The organism is Halomonas salsilacus (assembly GCF_051216275.1).
In the GTDB taxonomy this organism is placed as follows: domain Bacteria; phylum Pseudomonadota; class Gammaproteobacteria; order Pseudomonadales; family Halomonadaceae; genus Halomonas.
Genome location: NZ_JBPKAQ010000003.1, coordinates 49,543 through 67,021, shown reverse-complemented (window position 1 = coordinate 67,021; position 17,479 = coordinate 49,543). Strand labels below are relative to the sequence as shown.

The 17,479-nt window shown below is 67.9% G+C and carries 12 protein-coding genes; 9 read left to right on the top strand and 3 right to left on the bottom strand.

Annotation, left to right across the window (positions count from 1 at the left end; translation table 11 throughout):
• Both ACR80S_RS05820 and ACR80S_RS05815 read left to right on the top strand, forming a co-directional pair.
• Positions 1–2,382 (top strand): heavy metal translocating P-type ATPase, encoded by a 2,382-nt coding sequence (locus tag ACR80S_RS05820; RefSeq protein ID WP_435402800.1) that lies wholly within the window; start codon positions 1–3, stop codon positions 2,380–2,382.
• A 50-nt stretch (positions 2,383–2,432) separates the two neighbouring features.
• Positions 2,433–2,804, top strand: a complete 372-nt coding sequence (locus ACR80S_RS05815) for an ATPase, T2SS/T4P/T4SS family (protein WP_435402799.1) — start codon at positions 2,433–2,435, stop codon at positions 2,802–2,804.
• 40 nt (positions 2,805–2,844) lie between these two features.
• On the opposite strand, the gene ACR80S_RS05810 is transcribed toward ACR80S_RS05815, so the two are convergent.
• The gene (locus ACR80S_RS05810) at positions 2,845–5,247 is read right to left on the bottom strand and encodes a phosphoketolase family protein (RefSeq protein WP_435402798.1); all 2,403 of its coding nucleotides are present in this window, start codon (positions 5,245–5,247) and stop codon (positions 2,845–2,847) included.
• 208 nt (positions 5,248–5,455) lie between these two features.
• Here ACR80S_RS05810 and ACR80S_RS05805 point away from each other — a divergent pair, with 208 nt between their 5' ends.
• Both ACR80S_RS05805 and ACR80S_RS05800 read left to right on the top strand, forming a co-directional pair.
• On the top strand, positions 5,456–6,070 hold the full coding sequence (locus ACR80S_RS05805; RefSeq protein ID WP_435400312.1) for a L,D-transpeptidase family protein: 615 nt from the start codon (positions 5,456–5,458) through the stop codon (positions 6,068–6,070).
• Between the two features lie 178 nt (positions 6,071–6,248).
• Positions 6,249–6,512, top strand: a complete 264-nt coding sequence (locus ACR80S_RS05800; protein ID WP_435400311.1) for an Lpp/OprI family alanine-zipper lipoprotein — start codon at positions 6,249–6,251, stop codon at positions 6,510–6,512.
• Positions 6,513–6,760: 248 nt separating this feature from the next.
• On the opposite strand, the gene ACR80S_RS05795 is transcribed toward ACR80S_RS05800, so the two are convergent.
• The gene (locus ACR80S_RS05795; protein ID WP_435402797.1) at positions 6,761–7,786 is read right to left on the bottom strand and encodes a L,D-transpeptidase family protein; all 1,026 of its coding nucleotides are present in this window, start codon (positions 7,784–7,786) and stop codon (positions 6,761–6,763) included.
• A 239-nt stretch (positions 7,787–8,025) separates the two neighbouring features.
• Positions 8,026–11,475 (bottom strand): transcription-repair coupling factor, encoded by a 3,450-nt coding sequence (gene mfd, locus ACR80S_RS05790; RefSeq protein ID WP_435402796.1) that lies wholly within the window; start codon positions 11,473–11,475, stop codon positions 8,026–8,028.
• Between the two features lie 183 nt (positions 11,476–11,658).
• Between mfd and ACR80S_RS05785 the strand changes: the two genes are divergently transcribed.
• From ACR80S_RS05785 to ACR80S_RS05765, 5 genes are all read left to right on the top strand, one after another.
• Complete coding sequence (locus ACR80S_RS05785; protein ID WP_435402795.1) at positions 11,659–13,122, top strand: glyceraldehyde-3-phosphate dehydrogenase; 1,464 nt, start codon at positions 11,659–11,661, stop codon at positions 13,120–13,122.
• 294 nt (positions 13,123–13,416) lie between these two features.
• Positions 13,417–14,766, top strand: coding sequence for a Na(+)-translocating NADH-quinone reductase subunit A (locus tag ACR80S_RS05780; protein ID WP_435402794.1), 1,350 nt, complete (start codon positions 13,417–13,419; stop codon positions 14,764–14,766).
• Between the two features lie 2 nt (positions 14,767–14,768).
• On the top strand, positions 14,769–15,992 hold the full coding sequence (locus ACR80S_RS05775; RefSeq protein ID WP_435400306.1) for an NADH:ubiquinone reductase (Na(+)-transporting) subunit B: 1,224 nt from the start codon (positions 14,769–14,771) through the stop codon (positions 15,990–15,992).
• Entirely contained in the window at positions 15,992–16,807 is an 816-nt protein-coding gene (locus tag ACR80S_RS05770; protein ID WP_435400305.1) for a Na(+)-translocating NADH-quinone reductase subunit C, read from the top strand. Before ACR80S_RS05775 ends, ACR80S_RS05770 begins: the two co-directional genes overlap by 1 nt.
• Positions 16,808–16,809: 2 nt before the next feature.
• Complete coding sequence (locus ACR80S_RS05765; protein ID WP_435400304.1) at positions 16,810–17,478, top strand: NADH:ubiquinone reductase (Na(+)-transporting) subunit D; 669 nt, start codon at positions 16,810–16,812, stop codon at positions 17,476–17,478.
• Position 17,479 lies beyond the last annotated feature (1 nt).

The following is a 17,479-nucleotide window of genomic DNA, read 5'->3' as shown; positions in this document are numbered from 1 at the left end:
ATGTCCGCTCGTGACGCCTCCCTCGATACCGAACGCGATTTCCTGACTGCCTCCGATTCGGCCGCGGCCGATCCCGTCGCGGGCGGCGATGCCCAGCTGCTGCGCTCGGTGGAGGGCATGTGGTGCACCAGCTGCGCCCTGGCCATCGAGCACCGCCTGCGCCGCCTGCCGGGGGTGAATCGTGCGGGGGTGGACTACCTCTCCGCGACCCTGCTGGTGGAGGGGGCGCCTGAGGCCGTGACGCCTGAGCGTATCGACGTGGCGGTGGGGCGGCTCGGCTACCGGCTCTGCGCGCTCGAGTCGGCGCCGGATGCCCGCACTCGCCTGGACGCGGAGAGCCGTGACCTGGCGGGTCGGCTGATGCTGGCCGCGGCGTTTGGCATGTGGACCATGCTGGCGTCGCTCTTGATCTACGCCGGCGCCCTGCCCGAGCCGCGACTGGAGCGGGTGCTGGCCTGGGTCTCCGGCGCCTTCGCGCTGCCGGTGGTGACCCTGGCCGCCGGGCCATTCTACCGCGCCGCCTGGCGCACCCTGCGCGCCGGGCGCCCCGGAATGGATGCCCTGGTCTCGCTGGGCGTCATCGGGGCGCTTGCGGTCTCCCTGTGGCTGCTGGGGCGCGGCTCCGCGGAGGTCTACTTCGATACCGCGGTGATGTTGGTGCTGCTGCTGCTGGCGGGGCGCTGGGTGGAGACCCTGGCGCGCTACCGCGGGCTGCGTGCCCTGGAGGGGCTGGCCCCGCTGCCCGATCGCGTCTATCGGCTGAGTGAAAGTAAAGGCGAGGATAGCCCACGCGGAGAAAGGAGAAACGAGGAGGCAGTGCTCGCGGCCGAGGTGGCCCCCGGCGAGAGGATTGTCGTCGCGACGGGGGAAACCCTGGCCCTTGACGGCGAGTTGCAGGACGCCGAGGCGCGGCTGGATCTCGCCCTGCTCACCGGGGAGAGCCGTCCCCGCCTCCTGACCCGGGGGGCGGTGCTCACGGCGGGCTGTCGCAACCTGGGGGCGCCCTTCACCCTGCGCGTGACCGCTGGGGTGGGCGCTCGCCGCCTGGACGGCCTGCACCGCCAGGTGCAGGCCCTGCAGGCAGGCAAAGGGGAGCTGCGCCGCCTGGCCGAGCGCTTCGCCGCCTGGCTCAGTCCCGTTGCCCTGGCACTGGCACTCATGACCCTGGTCGCGCTGCTGCTGGCCGGAGTGTCTGCGGAGGAGGCCGCCGTGAGGGCGCTGTCGGTGCTGGTGGTGGCCTGTCCCTGCGCGGTGGGCCTGGCGGTGCCGATGGCCAGCCTGGCCGGCAGCGCCCTCGCGCTGGAGGCCGGCGTGGTGTTTCGCGACCCGGGGGCCCTGGAGTTCGCCGGCCAGGCCCGCGCCGTGGCCTTCGACAAGACCGGCACCCTGACCCGCGGCACCCTGCGCCTCGCCGCCCTGTTCCCGGCCCCGGGCATGAGTGACGAGCGCATCAGCGACGAGCGACTGCTGGCCCTGGCGGCCCGGGCCGAGTGGGGCAGTGAGCACCCCATGGGGCTGGCGATCCGCGCCGCCGCCGCCGAGGCGGGGATCGCCCCGGGGCAGGCGCCAGCGGCGATCACCGAGCACCCCGGGCGGGGGCGCGAAGTGCGGGACGCCGACGGCAAGACGCTGCGCATCGGTGCTCCCGGCTGGCGGGTCCGTGAGTTAAAAGACCGGGGTGCGGACCCACTCGAGCGCGAGGCGGGGCCGCCCTGGGCCAGCGAGGTGGCGCTCTGCCGTGACGGGGCGTGGCTGGGCACCCTGTGGCTCGAGGACGAGCCCGACCCATCGGCCCCGGCGACCCTGACGGCGCTGCGCCTCCAGGGGCTGGCGCTGGCGCTGATCAGCGGCGATCGTCCGGCTCTGGTGCGCCGCCTCGGTGGGCGCCTGGGGCTCGAACCAGAGGCCTGCTTCGGCGGGCGCTCCCCGGAGGCCAAGCGCCACCTGGTGGCGGCGCTGCCGAGGCCGGTGCTCTACGTGGGGGACGGCATCAACGACGCCCCGGCCCTGGCCGCGGCGACGGTGGGGGTGGCCACCGCGGATGCCAGTGTCGCCGCCAGGGACGCGGCGGCGATCCAACTGTTGGGGAGTGGCGTGCAGGGCGTGCCGGCGGCTATTGCCATTGCCCGCGCCACCCGTCGGGTGATGCACCAGAATCTGGCGCTCTCGGGGCTCTACAATGCCCTGGCCCTGGGGCTGGCCGCCTGGATGGTGATCCCGCCCCAGGTGGCGGTGCTGGCCATGGTGGCCAGCTCGCTCTCGGTGGTGGGCAACGCCGCTCGGTTGGGGCTGGGCGGGTCTGCCGAAGTGCCCGCCCCACGCCCCGTCCCTCGGCCTGCCGCGCCTGGCCCCGGGCGGGCAGGCCCTGGCGATCGCACCTAGGCTGATAGGGTCCGCACCCGCGACGGGTGCCCCGACGGATGAGGATCCCAATGGCCGACGAGACGACCCGACACGCCAACCGCCGCCTGCTGCCCAGGCTGTGGCCGCTGCTCGAGACCCCGCCGGGGGCGGGGCAGGAGGTGCTGGAGGCCCATGCCCTGCTCGAGGAGACCTGGCTGCCCGGCGGCTGCGATCGCTGCGACGGCCTGGGCTTTCGCGGGCGCACCGGGGTCTTCGAGGTGTGGCAGCCCACCGCGGCCGATCACGGCCTGATCCTGCGCAACGCCGATGAGTCGCGGCTGCGCCGCGCCCTGCTGGAGCGCGGCGAGACGCTCATGCTGCAGGAGGGCCTGACCAAGGCCGAGCAGGGGATCACCAGCCTGCGCGAGGTGCTGCGCATGGGGGCGCTGCTGCCCAGTTGAGGCCGCCGCACGTTCAGGGGGTCATGGTAGGTGCAGTGGGTCAGGGGTGGCGCAGCACCTCGGGGTCGCCCTCGCCGGCCAGGGCGTCGCGCTCCGCATCGCCGAGCAGGGCCTCGAGATCCAGCCCGGCCACTTCGCTCGCCGCCTCCAGCACGTGGGCCCAGGTGGCGCGGTTGGCAAACAGCATGCCGAAGGTATCCAGGGTGCCCCCACGGTTGCGGTAACCCAGGAAACGCGTGCGCGCGCCGGTATCCAGCGGGCGCAGCACGCCGGCCAGGGGCTCCGGCCGGCAGTGGGCGAGAAACACCCGGGCGGCGACCTCGGGCACCAGGGTGCTGAGCCGGCACTGGCTGAGCACCGCGCTTGCTTCGCCCTCGTCCCGGGCCTCACGCAGCTTGCCCGGTGCCTGGATCACGTAGAGGCTCGTCGCGATGCCAGCGGCCTCCAGGCGAACCAGGGCATGGCGCATCTCGATCAGCTGGTAGGCGCCCACGGCGAACAGCTGCAGGCGCGGCGATTCGGCCTCATGCAGGCAGAGCAGGCCATCCTCGGCGAGTCTCACGGCCTGTTCGGCGTCCAGGGACACCGGGACCGGGCTCTTGGGCACCACCATCACCGCGATGCGTCCGCGGCTGGCATAGAGATCGAGAAGAGCAACGGCGGCGCTGGGGGCGTCGACGGGAAAGAGCGTGGGCGCCACGTCGTCCATCTCGCCCAGCCACGCCTCGCAGAGGGTCGGGTCCTGGTGGGATTGCTCGTTCTTGCCGTTCTCCCAGGTGTGGGAGCTGGCCAGCACCGGCAGCGACAGCCAGCCGGGGGGGCGGCCCGCCTCGCGGCAGTGGCGGGCGAAGAGGATCTCCTGACGCATGGCGCCGAGCATCTTGACGGCGAAGGCCTCGTAGCTGGCCACCAGGTTGAGCCCCTGCTTGTTGGCCAGTGCCGCGCTGACCACCGCTTCCTCGTTCAGCGCGGTGATCACGCAGCCGTCCAGGGCCTCGGCCACGCCGTCCTCGGGCTCGGTTACCCGGTGCCTGAGGCGGTCGAGGGTGCGGTTGAGCCGGTTCGAGCGCATCTCGTCGGGGTTGCCGACCCGCACCCGCAGGTCGGGGTTGGCCTCCACCAGGGCCACAAAGGCGTCGTCGATGGCGGCCATGGGTGAAACGGCCTCACCCAGGGGCCAGTCGGGTAGCTCGGGGCGCACGGGAAGGGCCGGGTGAGGGTCTGCCAGGGGGTGGTCGCGCTCCCGGGCGCGACCGCTCTCGGCGTGGTTGTTGAGCACGGCGATGGCCGCGCGCAGGTCGTCCTCGGGCACGTGCAGCGCCCGTGCGCCTTCGTTGAAGGCAGACCGGGCGGCATCGTCCGACGAGGGGTTGCCGCCCAGCGGCAGGTTATGGGCGGCGTTGGTGCCGGCCCCGGGGAAGCCGAAGCCCTTTACCGTCTCGGCGATCACGTAGGGCAGGCGCAGCGGGTAGCGAGTCCGGCCGGCGTGCACCTGCTCGGCCTGGTCGGCCAGCTCCTCCTCGGCGGTAAGGATCGCCCAGACGAAAGCGGCGGGGTCGCGGCCGTCGATGGTCAACGGCGCGAAGCCGTTGAGCACCAGGTGGTCCTCGAACCAGTCGGTGCCGCCGGACTGGCTCATGGTGGTGCGCTGGTCGATGCGCCGGCCGTTGGCGATCATCACCGGCACCACCGGGCCTGAGTCATCGGCGCGCCACCAGCGCGAGGCCCAGTCGCTGCCGCGTTGCTCCTCGAAGGCGCCGTCGCTGAGGAAGGCCACCAAGTGCTGGCCAGGCAGCGGCATGTGCACGTACTGCAGCCCGGCGAAGCCGAGATAGCCGCCCTCGCCGATGCCGCCGGCGGTGTGGGCGTTGACGTGGCTGCCCAGCGGCGAGACGGGGTGACCATCGGCGTCCACGGTGCAGCGGTAGAAGTCGTTGACCAGCCGGGTCAGGCCGGCCTCAGTCAGGGCGTAGCGGGTGGCATGGGCGGGACCCATGTTGTCCATTAGCAGGTTGACGGCGTCGATGGCCGCCACGCAGTGCCCCTGGCCCATCAGCCAGCTGCGGGTCAGCTCGCTCATGGCGTTGGCGCCGAGATAGCCCACGTAGGCCGGCACCATGTTGAGCGCGCCGCCGGTGTGCCCCTCGGGGATGGGCTTGAAGTCCTCCGCGGTCAGCGACTCGCCGTCCAGGCGCACGCGCCGGGCATAGGTCATGTGGGCGACCAGCCACATGCCCATGCAGGCGAGGCGGTCGGCGGCGATCAGGCGCTCGAGCCAGGCCCGACGGCGTGCCGGGTCCCGGGCGTGGCGGCGGAGCAGCTCGGCGATGCGCTCCACGGTCACCGACTCATGGCGGATCACGCCGTGGCCTGCGACCCAGGTGGCGAAGGCCGTATCGTCGGCGAAGGCGGCGGGGAGGGCGGGGCGATTCGGTCGGGTCATGCGGGACTCCTTGTCCATGAACGGAGGGTCCGGACGCGTGAGGCGGAGGGGGGCTGCCGTTCACCACAGCCTAGATGGCGGTGCGTCGGGTGGCCATGCCCTCGATCCGCCCAGGCTTCCTTGAGGGCCCGGGACCTGACAGGAGGGGGGCGGATGCGCTATAAACGACGACGAGTCTCCAATTTGTCCCACCCCGAGTGTTATCCCGATGAGCCCCTTATCCCGCCGCCGCTTCACCCTCATGGCCCTGGGCGCCCCCCTGGCGCTGCTCGGCACCCAGCAGGCGTCAGCCAACCTGATCGACACCCTGTTGTCGCGAGCCCATGTGCCCCGTCATGACAACGAGGTTTGGGTGCTGGTAGACGACCGCGAAGCGACCCTCACCCTCTACCGCGGCAACCGCCAGTTGCACCAGTTTGCCCCGATCTCGCTCGGGCGCGGTGGCGCCAAGTCGGCGCGACTGCGTGGCAGCAACGTGACGCCTCGGGGCGAGTTCCGCGTGAATCGCTTCAACCACAAGAGCGACTGGCACATCTTCATCGGGATTGATTACCCCACGCCGTCCCATGCGCGGATGGCACTGGAGGAGGGTGTCTTCACCCAGCAGGACTACGACGACTACTACGACTACTACCGGCGCCAGGGGTATCCGCCCCAGCAGACCGCCCTGGGCGGCTTCATCGGTATCCACGGGATCGGCAAGGGCGACCCCGCTATCCACCAGCAGTTCCACTGGACCCAGGGGTGCGTGGCGGTGACCGATGACCAGATCGAACGGCTCGCCTCGCTGATCGACATTGGCACCCGCGTCGTGATCCGCTAGGCTGTTACGTGCGCAAGGGAAGATCAAAGCTATGGACAAGCGCGTTTGTCTATAATAAAACAGCGTTTGACTCCTGTGCTAAGCAGCACAAGTCGCTGCATCATAGCCTGCTCGTGCAGGAAGCCTGATCTCAGGCAATCACCAACGCAGTACCCAAGGAAGACTCAAGGAGAACACCATGACTCTGAAGACCACCCTGAAGATCACCGTCGCCGCCGCCTCCCTGGCCATTCTGGCTGGCTGTGCCTCCAGTGGCGCCCTGGAAGAAGTCCGCCAGACCGCCGAGTCCGCACAGGCCGACGCTGCAGAAGCCCGCAGCATCGCTACCCAGGCTCAGAACACCGCCAACCAGGCTCAGCGCGACGCCCAGGCGGCCCTGCAGATGTCCGAGCAGAACCGCGACGAAATGAACCGCATGTTCCAGCGCTCCATGCAGAAGTAATTCTGTCGGAGTGCCGGCGCTGCCCTCGGGCAGTGGCGGTTCTGCAAAACGAGAAGACCCCGCCGAGGCGGGGTCTTCTCGTTTTGCAGGGCCAAGGCCAAGGGCCACAAGGGCCAAGGGCCTAGGCCCTCTTTCCTAAGCCCTCTTTCCTAGGCCCTTGGCCCTCTGCCCTTGGCCCTTGGCCCTCTGCCCTCTGCCCTTGGCCCTCTGCCCTTGGCCCTCTGCCCTTGGCCCTCTGCCCTTGGCCCTCACCGTGCGCTGAGCTCCAGTTCGCCGCCAAACAGGTTTTCCACCTCAGGAGCCGGCGTGGCGGGGGTGGGGGCTTCGTCGGCGGTGTGCAGCAGCGACACGATCAGGCCGTCGGGCTGCTCCACCAGTTCGCGCAGCCGGGCGTAGTCCACGGGGGGCTTCTCGTCGCCGAAGGCCCTGGCCACCGTCTCGATGGCGTTGAGCAGCGGCTCGAAGCTGCCCTCGTTCTCCTCCAGCGGCGGGAAGGACTGGGCATAGAGGGTGCCATCCGGGGCCCAGCCGGCCTTGAAGGGCTGGTCGATGATGTTGACCCGGGTGCCACTGGGCACACGCTCGTAGAGTGACTCGATGTCCTCGGGGAACATGCGGATGCAGCCGCGGCTGGCGCGCATGCCGACGCCGTCGGGACGGTTGGTGCCGTGGATCAGGTAGCTGGGGAGGCCCAGCAGGATGGCGTGACGGCCCAGCGGGTTATCCGGGCCGGGGGGGACCACCGCGGGGACCGGCTCGCCGCGGGCGGCAGCTTCGGCGCGCATGGAGCGAGGCGGTGACCAGGCCGGGTCCTTCACCTTCACGGTGGTGCGGGTCACGCCCACCGGGGTGCCGAAGCCGTCGCGGCCCACGCTGATCGGGTAGGTCTCCACGACCCCCGGAGCGGAGTAGTAGTAGAGCCGCATCTCGGAGAGGTTGATGACGATGCCCTCGCGCTCCGCGTCCGGCAGGATGTGTTGGTCGGGGATCACGACCTCGGTGCCCTCGAAGGGCGCCCAGATGCTGACGTCGGGGTTGGCCATGCGGATGGCCTCGTATCCCACGTTGTAAGTACGGCCCAGATCCACCAGGGTGTCCCCCTCCTGGACGGTGACCGTGTAGTTCTCGCCGATCACGTTGCCGGATTCCGGCAGCGCGAAATGGCCTCGCGGCCTGTCGCGCTCCTCGGCCAGGGCGCCGGTGGCGAGCAGGGCGGAGAGGCCCAGGGTAATGGCGCCGCGTACCGTGCGCCTTGTCAGTATCGTGGTGTTCATCAACGTCATTCTTCTCGTGTGGGGCGCCGCCCCCCTGGGGTTGGCGTCATCCATCGTCGGGGGCGCCGGGCGCTCCTTGCACGGTGCCATTGGTTTTCGGCAGCGATCAAACGCTTTGCCGACAGTATAGAGTGCCCGGGGCCCATAGGGCAGGGGGGAGGACCCCCTCACCATACGCCTAGGACCTCGGCCCTTGGCCCTAGGCCCTAGGCCCTTGGCCCTTGGTTCTCGACCCTCTGTCAGGCGGCCTCGGCCTTGCGGTTGAGGGTCTCGAGCAGTTGCTCCACCGCCTGGAAGCGGGCCTCCTCGTTGCCCATGGTCGCCTCGAAACGCAGGGTGTCGGCGCCGTCGAAGCGATAGCGCGCGGGGTCGCGCTGAATCAGTTCCACCAGGGTCAGCGGATCGACCCGGGTGTGGCCGCCGAAGATCACCCGGCCGCGCTCTGGGCCCGCTTCGAGCTTGACGATGCCCAATTGCTCGGCGCGCTGTCGCAGTTTCGTCTGGCGCAGCAGGGTCTTGACCGGCGCCGGCAGCAGGCCGAAGCGGTCGATCATCTCCACCCGCAGCTCCTTGAGCGCCGCTTCGTCGGCGGCGCTGGAGATGCGCTTGTACATCACCAGACGCTGCTGGACGTCGTGCAGGTAGTCGTCGGGGATCAGCGCCGGCAGGTTAAGGCTCACCTCGACCCCCTCGTCCAGCGGTGATTCGATGTTGGGCGTCTTGCCGGCGCGAATCGCCGCCACGGCGCGGTCGAGCATCTGCATGTAGAGGCCGTAGCCGATTGCCTCCATCTGGCCGCTCTGCTCCTCGCCGAGCAGCTCCCCGGCGCCGCGGATCTCCATGTCGTGGCTGGCCAGGGTGAAGCCGGCCCCCAGCGCCTCGGCCCCGGCGATGGCGTCCAGGCGCTTGATGGCGTCCTTGGTCATGGCGCTGGGCGGCGGCGTCAGCAGGTAGGCGTAGGCCTGGTGGTGGCTGCGCCCGACCCGGCCCCGCAGCTGGTGCAGCTGGGCCAGGCCGAACTTGTCGGCGCGCTCGATGAGGATGGTATTGGCGCTGGGCACGTCGATGCCGGTCTCGATGATGGTGGAGCAGACCAGCACGTTGAAGCGCTTGTGGTAGAAGTCCGACATGATGCGCTCGAGGGCCCGTTCCGGCAGCTGGCCGTGGGCCACCCCGACCCGCGCCTCCGGCACCAGTTCGCGCACCGTCTCAGCGGCGGTCTCGATGGTCTTGACCTCGTTGTGGAGGAAGTAGACCTGGCCGCCCCGCAGGATCTCGCGCAGGATCGCCTCCTTGATGATCGGCTCCTCGCGGCGCTGGACGAAGGTCTTGACCGACAGGCGTCGCGCCGGGGGCGTGGCGATGATGGAGAGATCGCGGATGCCGCTCATCGCCATGTTGAGGGTGCGCGGAATCGGCGTGGCGGTCATGGTCAGAATATCGACCTCGGCGCGCAGGTGCTTCAAGCGCTCCTTCTGGGCGACCCCGAAGCGGTGCTCCTCGTCGATGATCAGCAGGCCCATCTTGGGCAGCTTCATCGACTTGGCGAGCAGCTTGTGGGTGCCGATGACGATGTCCGCCTGGCCCGCCTCGATGCGGCCCATGGCGGCGGCCTGGCCCTTGCCCGCGGTGAAGCGAGAAACCAGCTCGATGGCCACCGCGGTATCGGCGAAGCGGTCGCGGAAGTTCTCGAAGTGCTGGCGGGCGAGCAGGGTGGTGGGCACCAGCACCACCACCTGGCGGCCGGAGTGCACCGCCAGGAAGGCGGCGCGCATCGCCACCTCGGTCTTGCCGAAGCCCACGTCGCCACACACTACCCGGTCCATGGGCCTGGGGGCGGTCATGTCCTCGATCACGGCATGGATGGCGGCGCGCTGGTCCGGGGTCTCCTCGAAGGGAAAGCCCGCGGCGAAGCGGGCGTACTCGGCGTCGGGAGGGGCGCAGGCGAAGCCCTCCCGGGCCTCGCGGCGGGCGTAGATGTCGAGCAGCTCGGCAGCGGTGTCGCGGATCTTCTCGGCGGCCTTCCGGCGGGCCTTCTCCCACTGGTCGGAACCGAGTCGATGCAGCGGGGCGAGTTCGTCATCGGCGCCGGCATAGCGCGATATCAGGTGCAGGCTCTCCACCGGCACGTAGAGTCGGGCGCCCTCGGCGTACTCCAGGGTCACGAACTCGGCGGCCTGGCCGCCGGCTTCCAGGGTCTCGAGCCCCGTGTAGCGGCCCACGCCGTGGCTCTGGTGGACCACGGGAGAGCCGGGGCGCAGCTCGGAGAGGTGGCGAATGGCCAGCTCGTCGGCGTCGGTGGCCTTCTCGCGGCGGCGGGTCTGACGCACCACCTCGCCGTAGAGCTCCGACTCGCTGATCACGGCGAGGTCGGGGTCGGTCAGCCACAGGCCGGCCTCGAGTTCGCCCTCGGTGATCGCCATGGTGCTGTCGACGGCGAGGAAGTCGGCGAAGTCCGCCACGTGGGGCAGGCTGAGACGCAGCGGCCCCAGGACCTCCTCCAGGGCCTCGCGGCGCCCGCGGGATTCTGCCACGAAGAGCACCCGGGAACGGGCGTGATCGGCAAGAAAGGCCGACAGCGCCGCCAGGGGCTCCTTGCTTCGGGCGTTGATGCCGACCTCGGGGGGCGCCTGGCTGGCGGGGGCGAGGGCGTGGCGATGCTCCACGTCCTCGGTCAATTCCACCCGGGGGTGGCGCCTGATGGCCCCGAACACCTCGGCCACCGGCACGAAGGCCCGGTGGGGGGGCAGGAGCGGTCGAGTGGGGTCGACGCCGAGGTTCCCGAAGCGACTCTCGATGGCCGCCCAGTGGTGCTCCGCGGCGCCGTGGACCTCGGGCAGCAGGGCGACCCGGGTGCCTTCTGCCAGGTGTTCGAAGAGTGTCGCGGTCTCCTCGAAGAACAGCGGCAGGTACTGTTCCAGGCCAGGCGAGGGGATGCCCTTGAGGGCATCCACGTAGAGCGGGCACTGGCGAGGGTCGACGTCGAACAGGGTCTCGAAGCCCTCGCGGAAGCAGGCGATGGCGCTGCGCGACAGCGAGTATTCGTGGGCCGGCAGCAGGTCGACGCGTTCGACCTTCTCCTGGCTGCGCTGGGTGTCCGGGTCGAAGCGGCGCAGGGTGTCGATCTCGTCGTCGAACAGGTCGATGCGCAGCGGCGCCTCCGTGCCCATGGGGAAGAGATCGATGATGGCGCCACGCAGGGCGTACTCGCCGGGTTCGAAGACGGTCTCCACCGCCCGGTAGCCGGCCCGGGAGAGCGCTTCGCGGAAGCGTTCACGATCGAGCCGCTGGCCCACCTCCAGGGTGAGCACTCGTCCGGCGATGTACGCCACCGGCGGCAGGCGCTGCATCAGGGTGTTGATGGGCACCAGTACGATGCCATGCTCGCCGTCCTGCAGACGGCGCAGGGTGCGCAGCCGCGCCGAGACGATGTCCTGGTGGGGGGAGAAGCTGTCGTAGGGCAGGGTTTCCCAGTCGGGGAAGGGGAGCACCGGCACCCGGCTGTAGAAGGCGAGTTCGCTCTCCAGGCGCAGCGCCTGGGCGGTGTCGGCGGTGATCACCAGCAGCGGGGCATCCTCGGCCAGGCGCGCCAGGGCCAGGGCGGCGGCGCTGCCATGGGGGGCCTGCCAGTAGAGGGTGTCGCGTACGCCTTCGGGGCGGGGCGGGTCCAGCGGCGAGAAATTGGGCATGGTCACGTCGGTCGGCTATCTTCCGAAACGCACATGATAGCAGATCCCGGCCGACCGCCGATTTGTCGTCACTCGGGCCTTTGTGTAATGCCGCTACAGGGGCTGCGACCATCCTGCGATTGACCCCGGGAGCGGGCTCCGGATAATGGCCGCGACCCTTCAACCCCACCAGTGAGGCCGCACGTGACTCAGCAACCCTCCGATACCGTCTTTCAGGAATGGCACGACAACCAGGCGCTTGCCGAGCAGTTGATCCCGATGATCGGTAGGCTCTACCGTCATAACAACGTGGTCACCACCCTCTACGGGCGGTCGCTCTTCAACCGCAGTGTGATCCGTATCTTGAAGGACCACCGCTACGTGCGGAAGGTCGAGGGAACCGAGCTCTCCGTGCAGGACACCTTCCCGCTGGTCCAGGCCATGGGCGAGCTCAACCTGGGCCCGGCCCATGTCGACGTGGGCAAGCTCGGCGTGGCCTTCAAGAAGCAGGGCGGCGGCGACGCCGTGGCCTTCCTGCGCGAGGAGCTGGCCGAGATCGTCGACAAGCACGACGCCAGCGGTAACAACGGCGAACCCAAGGACGTGGTGCTCTACGGCTTCGGGCGTATCGGCCGCATCCTGGCCCGGGTGCTGGTGGAGAAGGCCGGCGGCGGCAACCTGCTGCGCCTGAGTGCCATCGTCGTGCGCGGTCGCGGCGATATCGCCAAGGACCTCGAGAAGCGGGCCAGCCTGCTGCGCCGAGACTCCGTCCACGGTCCCTTCAACGGCACCATCAGCATCGACGTGGAAGCCCGCACCATCACCGCCAACGGTAACGTCATCCAGGTCATCTACGCCGATTCGCCCACCGAGGTTGACTACACCGCGTACGGCATCGACAACGCCGTGGTGGTGGACAATACCGGCATCTGGCGCGACGAGGCGGGCCTCGGCCAGCACCTGGCGTGCAAGGGTGTGGCCAAGGCGCTGCTCACCGCGCCGGGCAAGGGCGACATCAAGAACATCGTCTTCGGCATCAACCACGACGCCATCACCGAGGAAGACCGCATCCTCTCCGCGGCCTCGTGCACCACCAACGCCATCGTGCCGGTGCTCAAGGTGCTCAACGACGAGTTCGGCGTCGAGCATGGCCACGTGGAGACCGTACACAGCTACACCAACGATCAGAACCTGATCGACAACTACCACAAGGGTGACCGTCGCGGCCGCAGCGCACCGCTCAATATGGTGCTCACCGAGACCGGGGCCGCCAAGGCGGTGGCCAAGGCGCTGCCGGAGTTCGCCGGCAAGCTCACTGGCAACGCCATCCGCGTGCCGACCCCCAACGTCTCCATGGCGATCTTGAACCTGCGCCTGGAGAAGGATACCGACGCCGAGGCCCTCAACGACTTCCTGCGCCGCATGTCCCTGGACTCCCCGTTTCAGAAGCAGATCGACTACGTCGACTCCCCCGAGGTGGTCTCCACCGACTTCGTCGGCAACCGTCACGCCGGCATCGTCGACGCCAAGGCGACCATCGCCAACGGAAAGAACGCGGTCCTCTACGTTTGGTATGACAACGAGTTCGGCTACAGCTGCCAGGTGGTGCGCATCCTGCAGCACATGTCCAACGTGCACTTCCTCAAGCTGCCCCGCGCCAGCGCCTGAGGCGAGCCCACTGCCTGACCGAAACCCCCGCCGGAACCGCTCCGGCGGGGGTTTCTGCGTATGGTGGGGGTGGTGGCCGGCGGGCCTGCGACATTTTTTCCCTTGCCACAGGTCAGCTCCTGCGACCTTCGCTCAGGTAGTCATTGCTTCGCCTAGTCTTTATAATGCGAGAGATTTTTCGGGGTGGTTCGAGCCTGGCTCGGACCGGACTGGTAAACGTACCGACACGACAAGAATTCGAATCCATTCGAACCCCTTTCCTTCATCTATCCGATCCATCAACTGGGCGAGACTATGATCGAAGTCAAGAAAGGCCTGGATCTCCCCATCACGGGGGCGCCCGAGCAGCGCATCGAGGATGCGCGCCCGGTGCGTCACGTGGCGGTCCTGGGAACCGACTACGTCGGCATGAAGCCGACCATGGAGGTCAAGGAGGGAGACAAGGTAAAGCTGGGCCAGCTGCTCTTTACCGACAAGAAGATCGATGGCGTGCGCTTCACCGCGCCGGCCGCCGGCGAGGTGGTCGCCATCAACCGTGGCGAGAAGCGTCGCCTGCTCTCGGTGGTGATCAAGGTCGACGAGACTGAGGAAGCCGTCGAGTTCAAGGCCCACGGCCGTGACAAGCTCGAGGGGCTGGAGCGTCAGGTGGTGGTCGACCAGCTGGTCGACTCCGGCCTGTGGACCGCGCTGCGCACCCGACCCTACTCGCGCACCCCGGCCATCGACGGCAAGCCGGTCGATATCTTCGTCACCGCGGTGGATACCCATCCGCTGTGCCCGGATCCTGCCGAGATCATCAACGAACAGCCCGATGCCTTCGAGGATGGACTCAAGGTGCTGGCTCGCCTGACCGAGGGCAAGGTCTACCTGTGCACGGCACCGGCCGCCCGCATCCCCGGCGGTGACGTCAAGGGCGTTCAGGTCGAGGAGTTCGGTGGCCCGCACCCGGCCGGCCTCGTCGGCACCCACATCCACTTCCTGTCGCCCGTGGCCCTGCACAAGCGCGTGTGGCACATCGGCTACCAGGATGTCATCGCCTTCGGCAAGCTCTTCGCCGAGGGCAAGCTTGCGACGAGCCGCGTGGTGGCCGTGGGCGGTCCGCGCGTCGAGAAGCCGCGGCTACTGCGCACCCGCCTCGGTGCCAGTACCGAGGAACTGCTGGCCGGCGAGGTGGTCGACCCGGAGGGCACCCGCGTGATCTCCGGGTCGGTGTTCTCTGGTTCCGCCTGTGAAGGCAGCCTGCGCTACCTGGGTCGCTTCCATAACCAGGTCAGTCTGCTCGAGGAGGGCAACAAGCGATTCTTCCTGGGTTGGCTGTCGCCGGGCAAGGATCGTCACTCGGTGATGGGTATCTACCTGTCCGGGATCACCGGCCTCAAGGACTATGCGCCGACGACCTCCACCAACGGCTCTGAACGCGCCATGGTGCCGGTGGGTGCCTACGAGAATGTGATGCCGCTGGACATCCTGCCCACGCAGCTGTTGCGCTCGCTCATCGTGGGTGACATCGAGTCTGCCATGCAGCTCGGGTGTCTGGAACTGGATGAAGAGGACCTGGCCTTGTGCACCTACGCGTGCCCCGGCAAGTACGAATATGGCCCCATCCTGCGTGATAACCTCACCCTGATCGAGAAAGAGGCCTGATCATGCCAATTCGACAAACGCTCGATAGTCTCGAGCCACACTTCCACAAGGGTGGCAAGTTCGAGAAGTTCTACCCGCTCTATGAGGCGATAGATACCGTCTTTTACACGCCGCCCAGCGTGGCCAAGACCACCGCCCACGTGCGTGATGGGGTGGATCTCAAGCGCATCATGATCACCGTCTGGATGTGTACCTTCCCGGCGATGCTCTTCGGCATGTGGAATGCCGGCTGGCAGACCAATACCGCCATCGCCGACGGCTATGCCTCCATGGCCGGCTGGCGCGAGGCGATCATGATGACCCTGGCGGCGGGGCATGATCCTGGCAGCTTCTGGGCCAACTTCGTGCTCGGCGCGACCTACTTCCTGCCGATCTACCTGGTGACCTTCGTGGTCGGTGGCTTCTGGGAGGTGCTGTTCGCCATCAAGCGCGGCCACGAGGTCAACGAAGGCTTCTTCGTTACCTCTGTGCTCTATGCGCTGATTCTCCCGGCCACCATTCCGCTGTGGCAGGTGGCGCTGGGCATCACCTTCGGCATCGTGATTGGCAAGGAGATCTTCGGCGGTACCGGCAAGAACTTCCTCAACCCGGCACTGACCGGTCGTGCCTTCCTCTACTTCGCCTACCCGGCGCAGATTTCCGGCGACGCGGTGTGGGTGGCGGCCGACGGTTACTCCGGCGCGACCGCGCTCTCCATCGCCTTCCAGGACGGCATGGCCGCCCTGACCACCACCTTCAGCTGGTGGGACGCCTTCCTTGGCTTCATCCCCGGCTCCGTGGGTGAGACCTCGACCCTGGCGATCTTCATCGGCGCCGCGGTGTTGCTCTGGACGCGCATCGCCTCGTGGCGAATCATGCTCGGGGTGTTCCTCGGCATGGTGGCCACCAGCGCACTGTTCAACCTGATCGGCTCCGACACCAACCCGATGTTCGCCATGCCCTGGTACTGGCACCTGGTCGTCGGCGGCTTCGCCTTCGGCATGGTGTTCATGGCCACCGACCCGGTGTCTGCCTCCATGACCAACCAGGGTCGCCTGCTGTTTGGCGTACTGATCGGCATCATGACTGTGCTGATTCGCGTGGTGAACCCGGCCTTCCCCGAGGGGATCATGCTGGCGATCCTGTTCGCCAACCTGTTTGCGCCGCTCATCGACCACTTCTTTGTGCAGGCCAACATCAAGCGCCGGAAACAGCGCACCGGTGCACCGGCCGAGGAGACTGCCTGATGGCACAGAGCAACAACTCCATCAAGAAGATTCTGGGGGTGGCGTTCGCACTTTGCATCGTGTGTTCGGTCATCGTCTCCACCGCCGCGGTGGCGCTGCGTCCCATGCAGCAGCTCAACCAGGAACTCGACCGCAAGACCAACGTCCTGCGCGTCGCCAACCTCTACGAGAGCGGCATGGATGTCGAAGCGGCCTTCGGTGAGGTCACCGCGCGGGTGGTGGACATGCGTACCGGGGAGTACACCGACCAGTTTGATCCGGAGACCTTCGACCATTTCGAGGCACGGCGCGACCCCGCTACCGGGCGAGCTCTTTCCGGTGATCGCGATATCGCCGGCCTCTCTCGGGTCGAGAACTTTGTCACCGTATATCTCGTCGGTGATCCCGACGACCCCGAGCAAATCATCCTGCCCATTCGTGGCCAGGGCCTGTGGGGGCTGATGCGCGGCTACCTCGCTGTCGAGGGCGACGGCAACACCATCGTGGGCATCACCTACTACGAGCACAACGAGACCCCGGGCCTGGGTGCCGAGGTGAATAATCCGCGCTGGCAGGCCCAGTGGGAGGGCAAGGAAATTTTTGATGAGGAAGGTGACCTGACCCCGGCCATTCGTGTGGTCAAGGGCACAGGCAGCGGTGAGCATGAAATCGATGGCCTCTCCGGCGCGACCCTGACCAGCAACGGCGTCACCAATATGCTGCAGTTCTGGCTGAGCCCGGAAGGCTTCGGCGAGTACCTAGCCGAGTTCCGCAGCGGCGTCGATCAGGATGACGCCGTGGACACCGACGTCGAATTCGAAGCGGAAGGAGCCTGATCATGGCGGATGCAACTCCGAAAGGCGTCCTTACGGCGCCATTGTTCAAGAACAACCCCATCGCGCTGCAGGTGCTCGGCATCTGCTCCGCCCTGGCGGTAACGACCAGCATGAGCGTGTCGCTGGTCATGACTCTGGCGGTTATCGCCGTCTGTGCCTTCGCGAACCTGTTCGTGTCGCTGATCCGACACCACATCCCCTCGTCGATACGCATCATCGTACAGGTCACCATTATCGCCTCGCTGGTGATCGTGGTGGATCAGGTGCTCAAGGCGTTCGCCTACGAGATGTCCAAGCAGCTCTCGGTGTTCGTCGGCCTGATCATCACCAACTGCATCATCCTGGGGCGTGCCGAAGGCTTTGCCATGCAGAACGGGCCCAAGCTCGCCTTTCTGGACGGCATCGGCAACGGCATTGGCTACGGTTTCATATTGCTGACCGTGGGCTTCTTCCGTGAACTACTCGGCTCCGGCAGCGTCTTCGGCTTCACCGTGTTCGAGACCGTGCAGAACGGTGGCTGGTACGTACCTAACGGTCTGCTGCTGCTGCCGCCTTCCGCGTTCTTCATCATCGGCCTGATCATCTGGGTGCTGCGTGCCGTCAACCCGGAGCAGATCGAGGAGAACGAGTTCAAGATGAAGCACAACACCGAACCGAAGGAGGCGGTGTAAC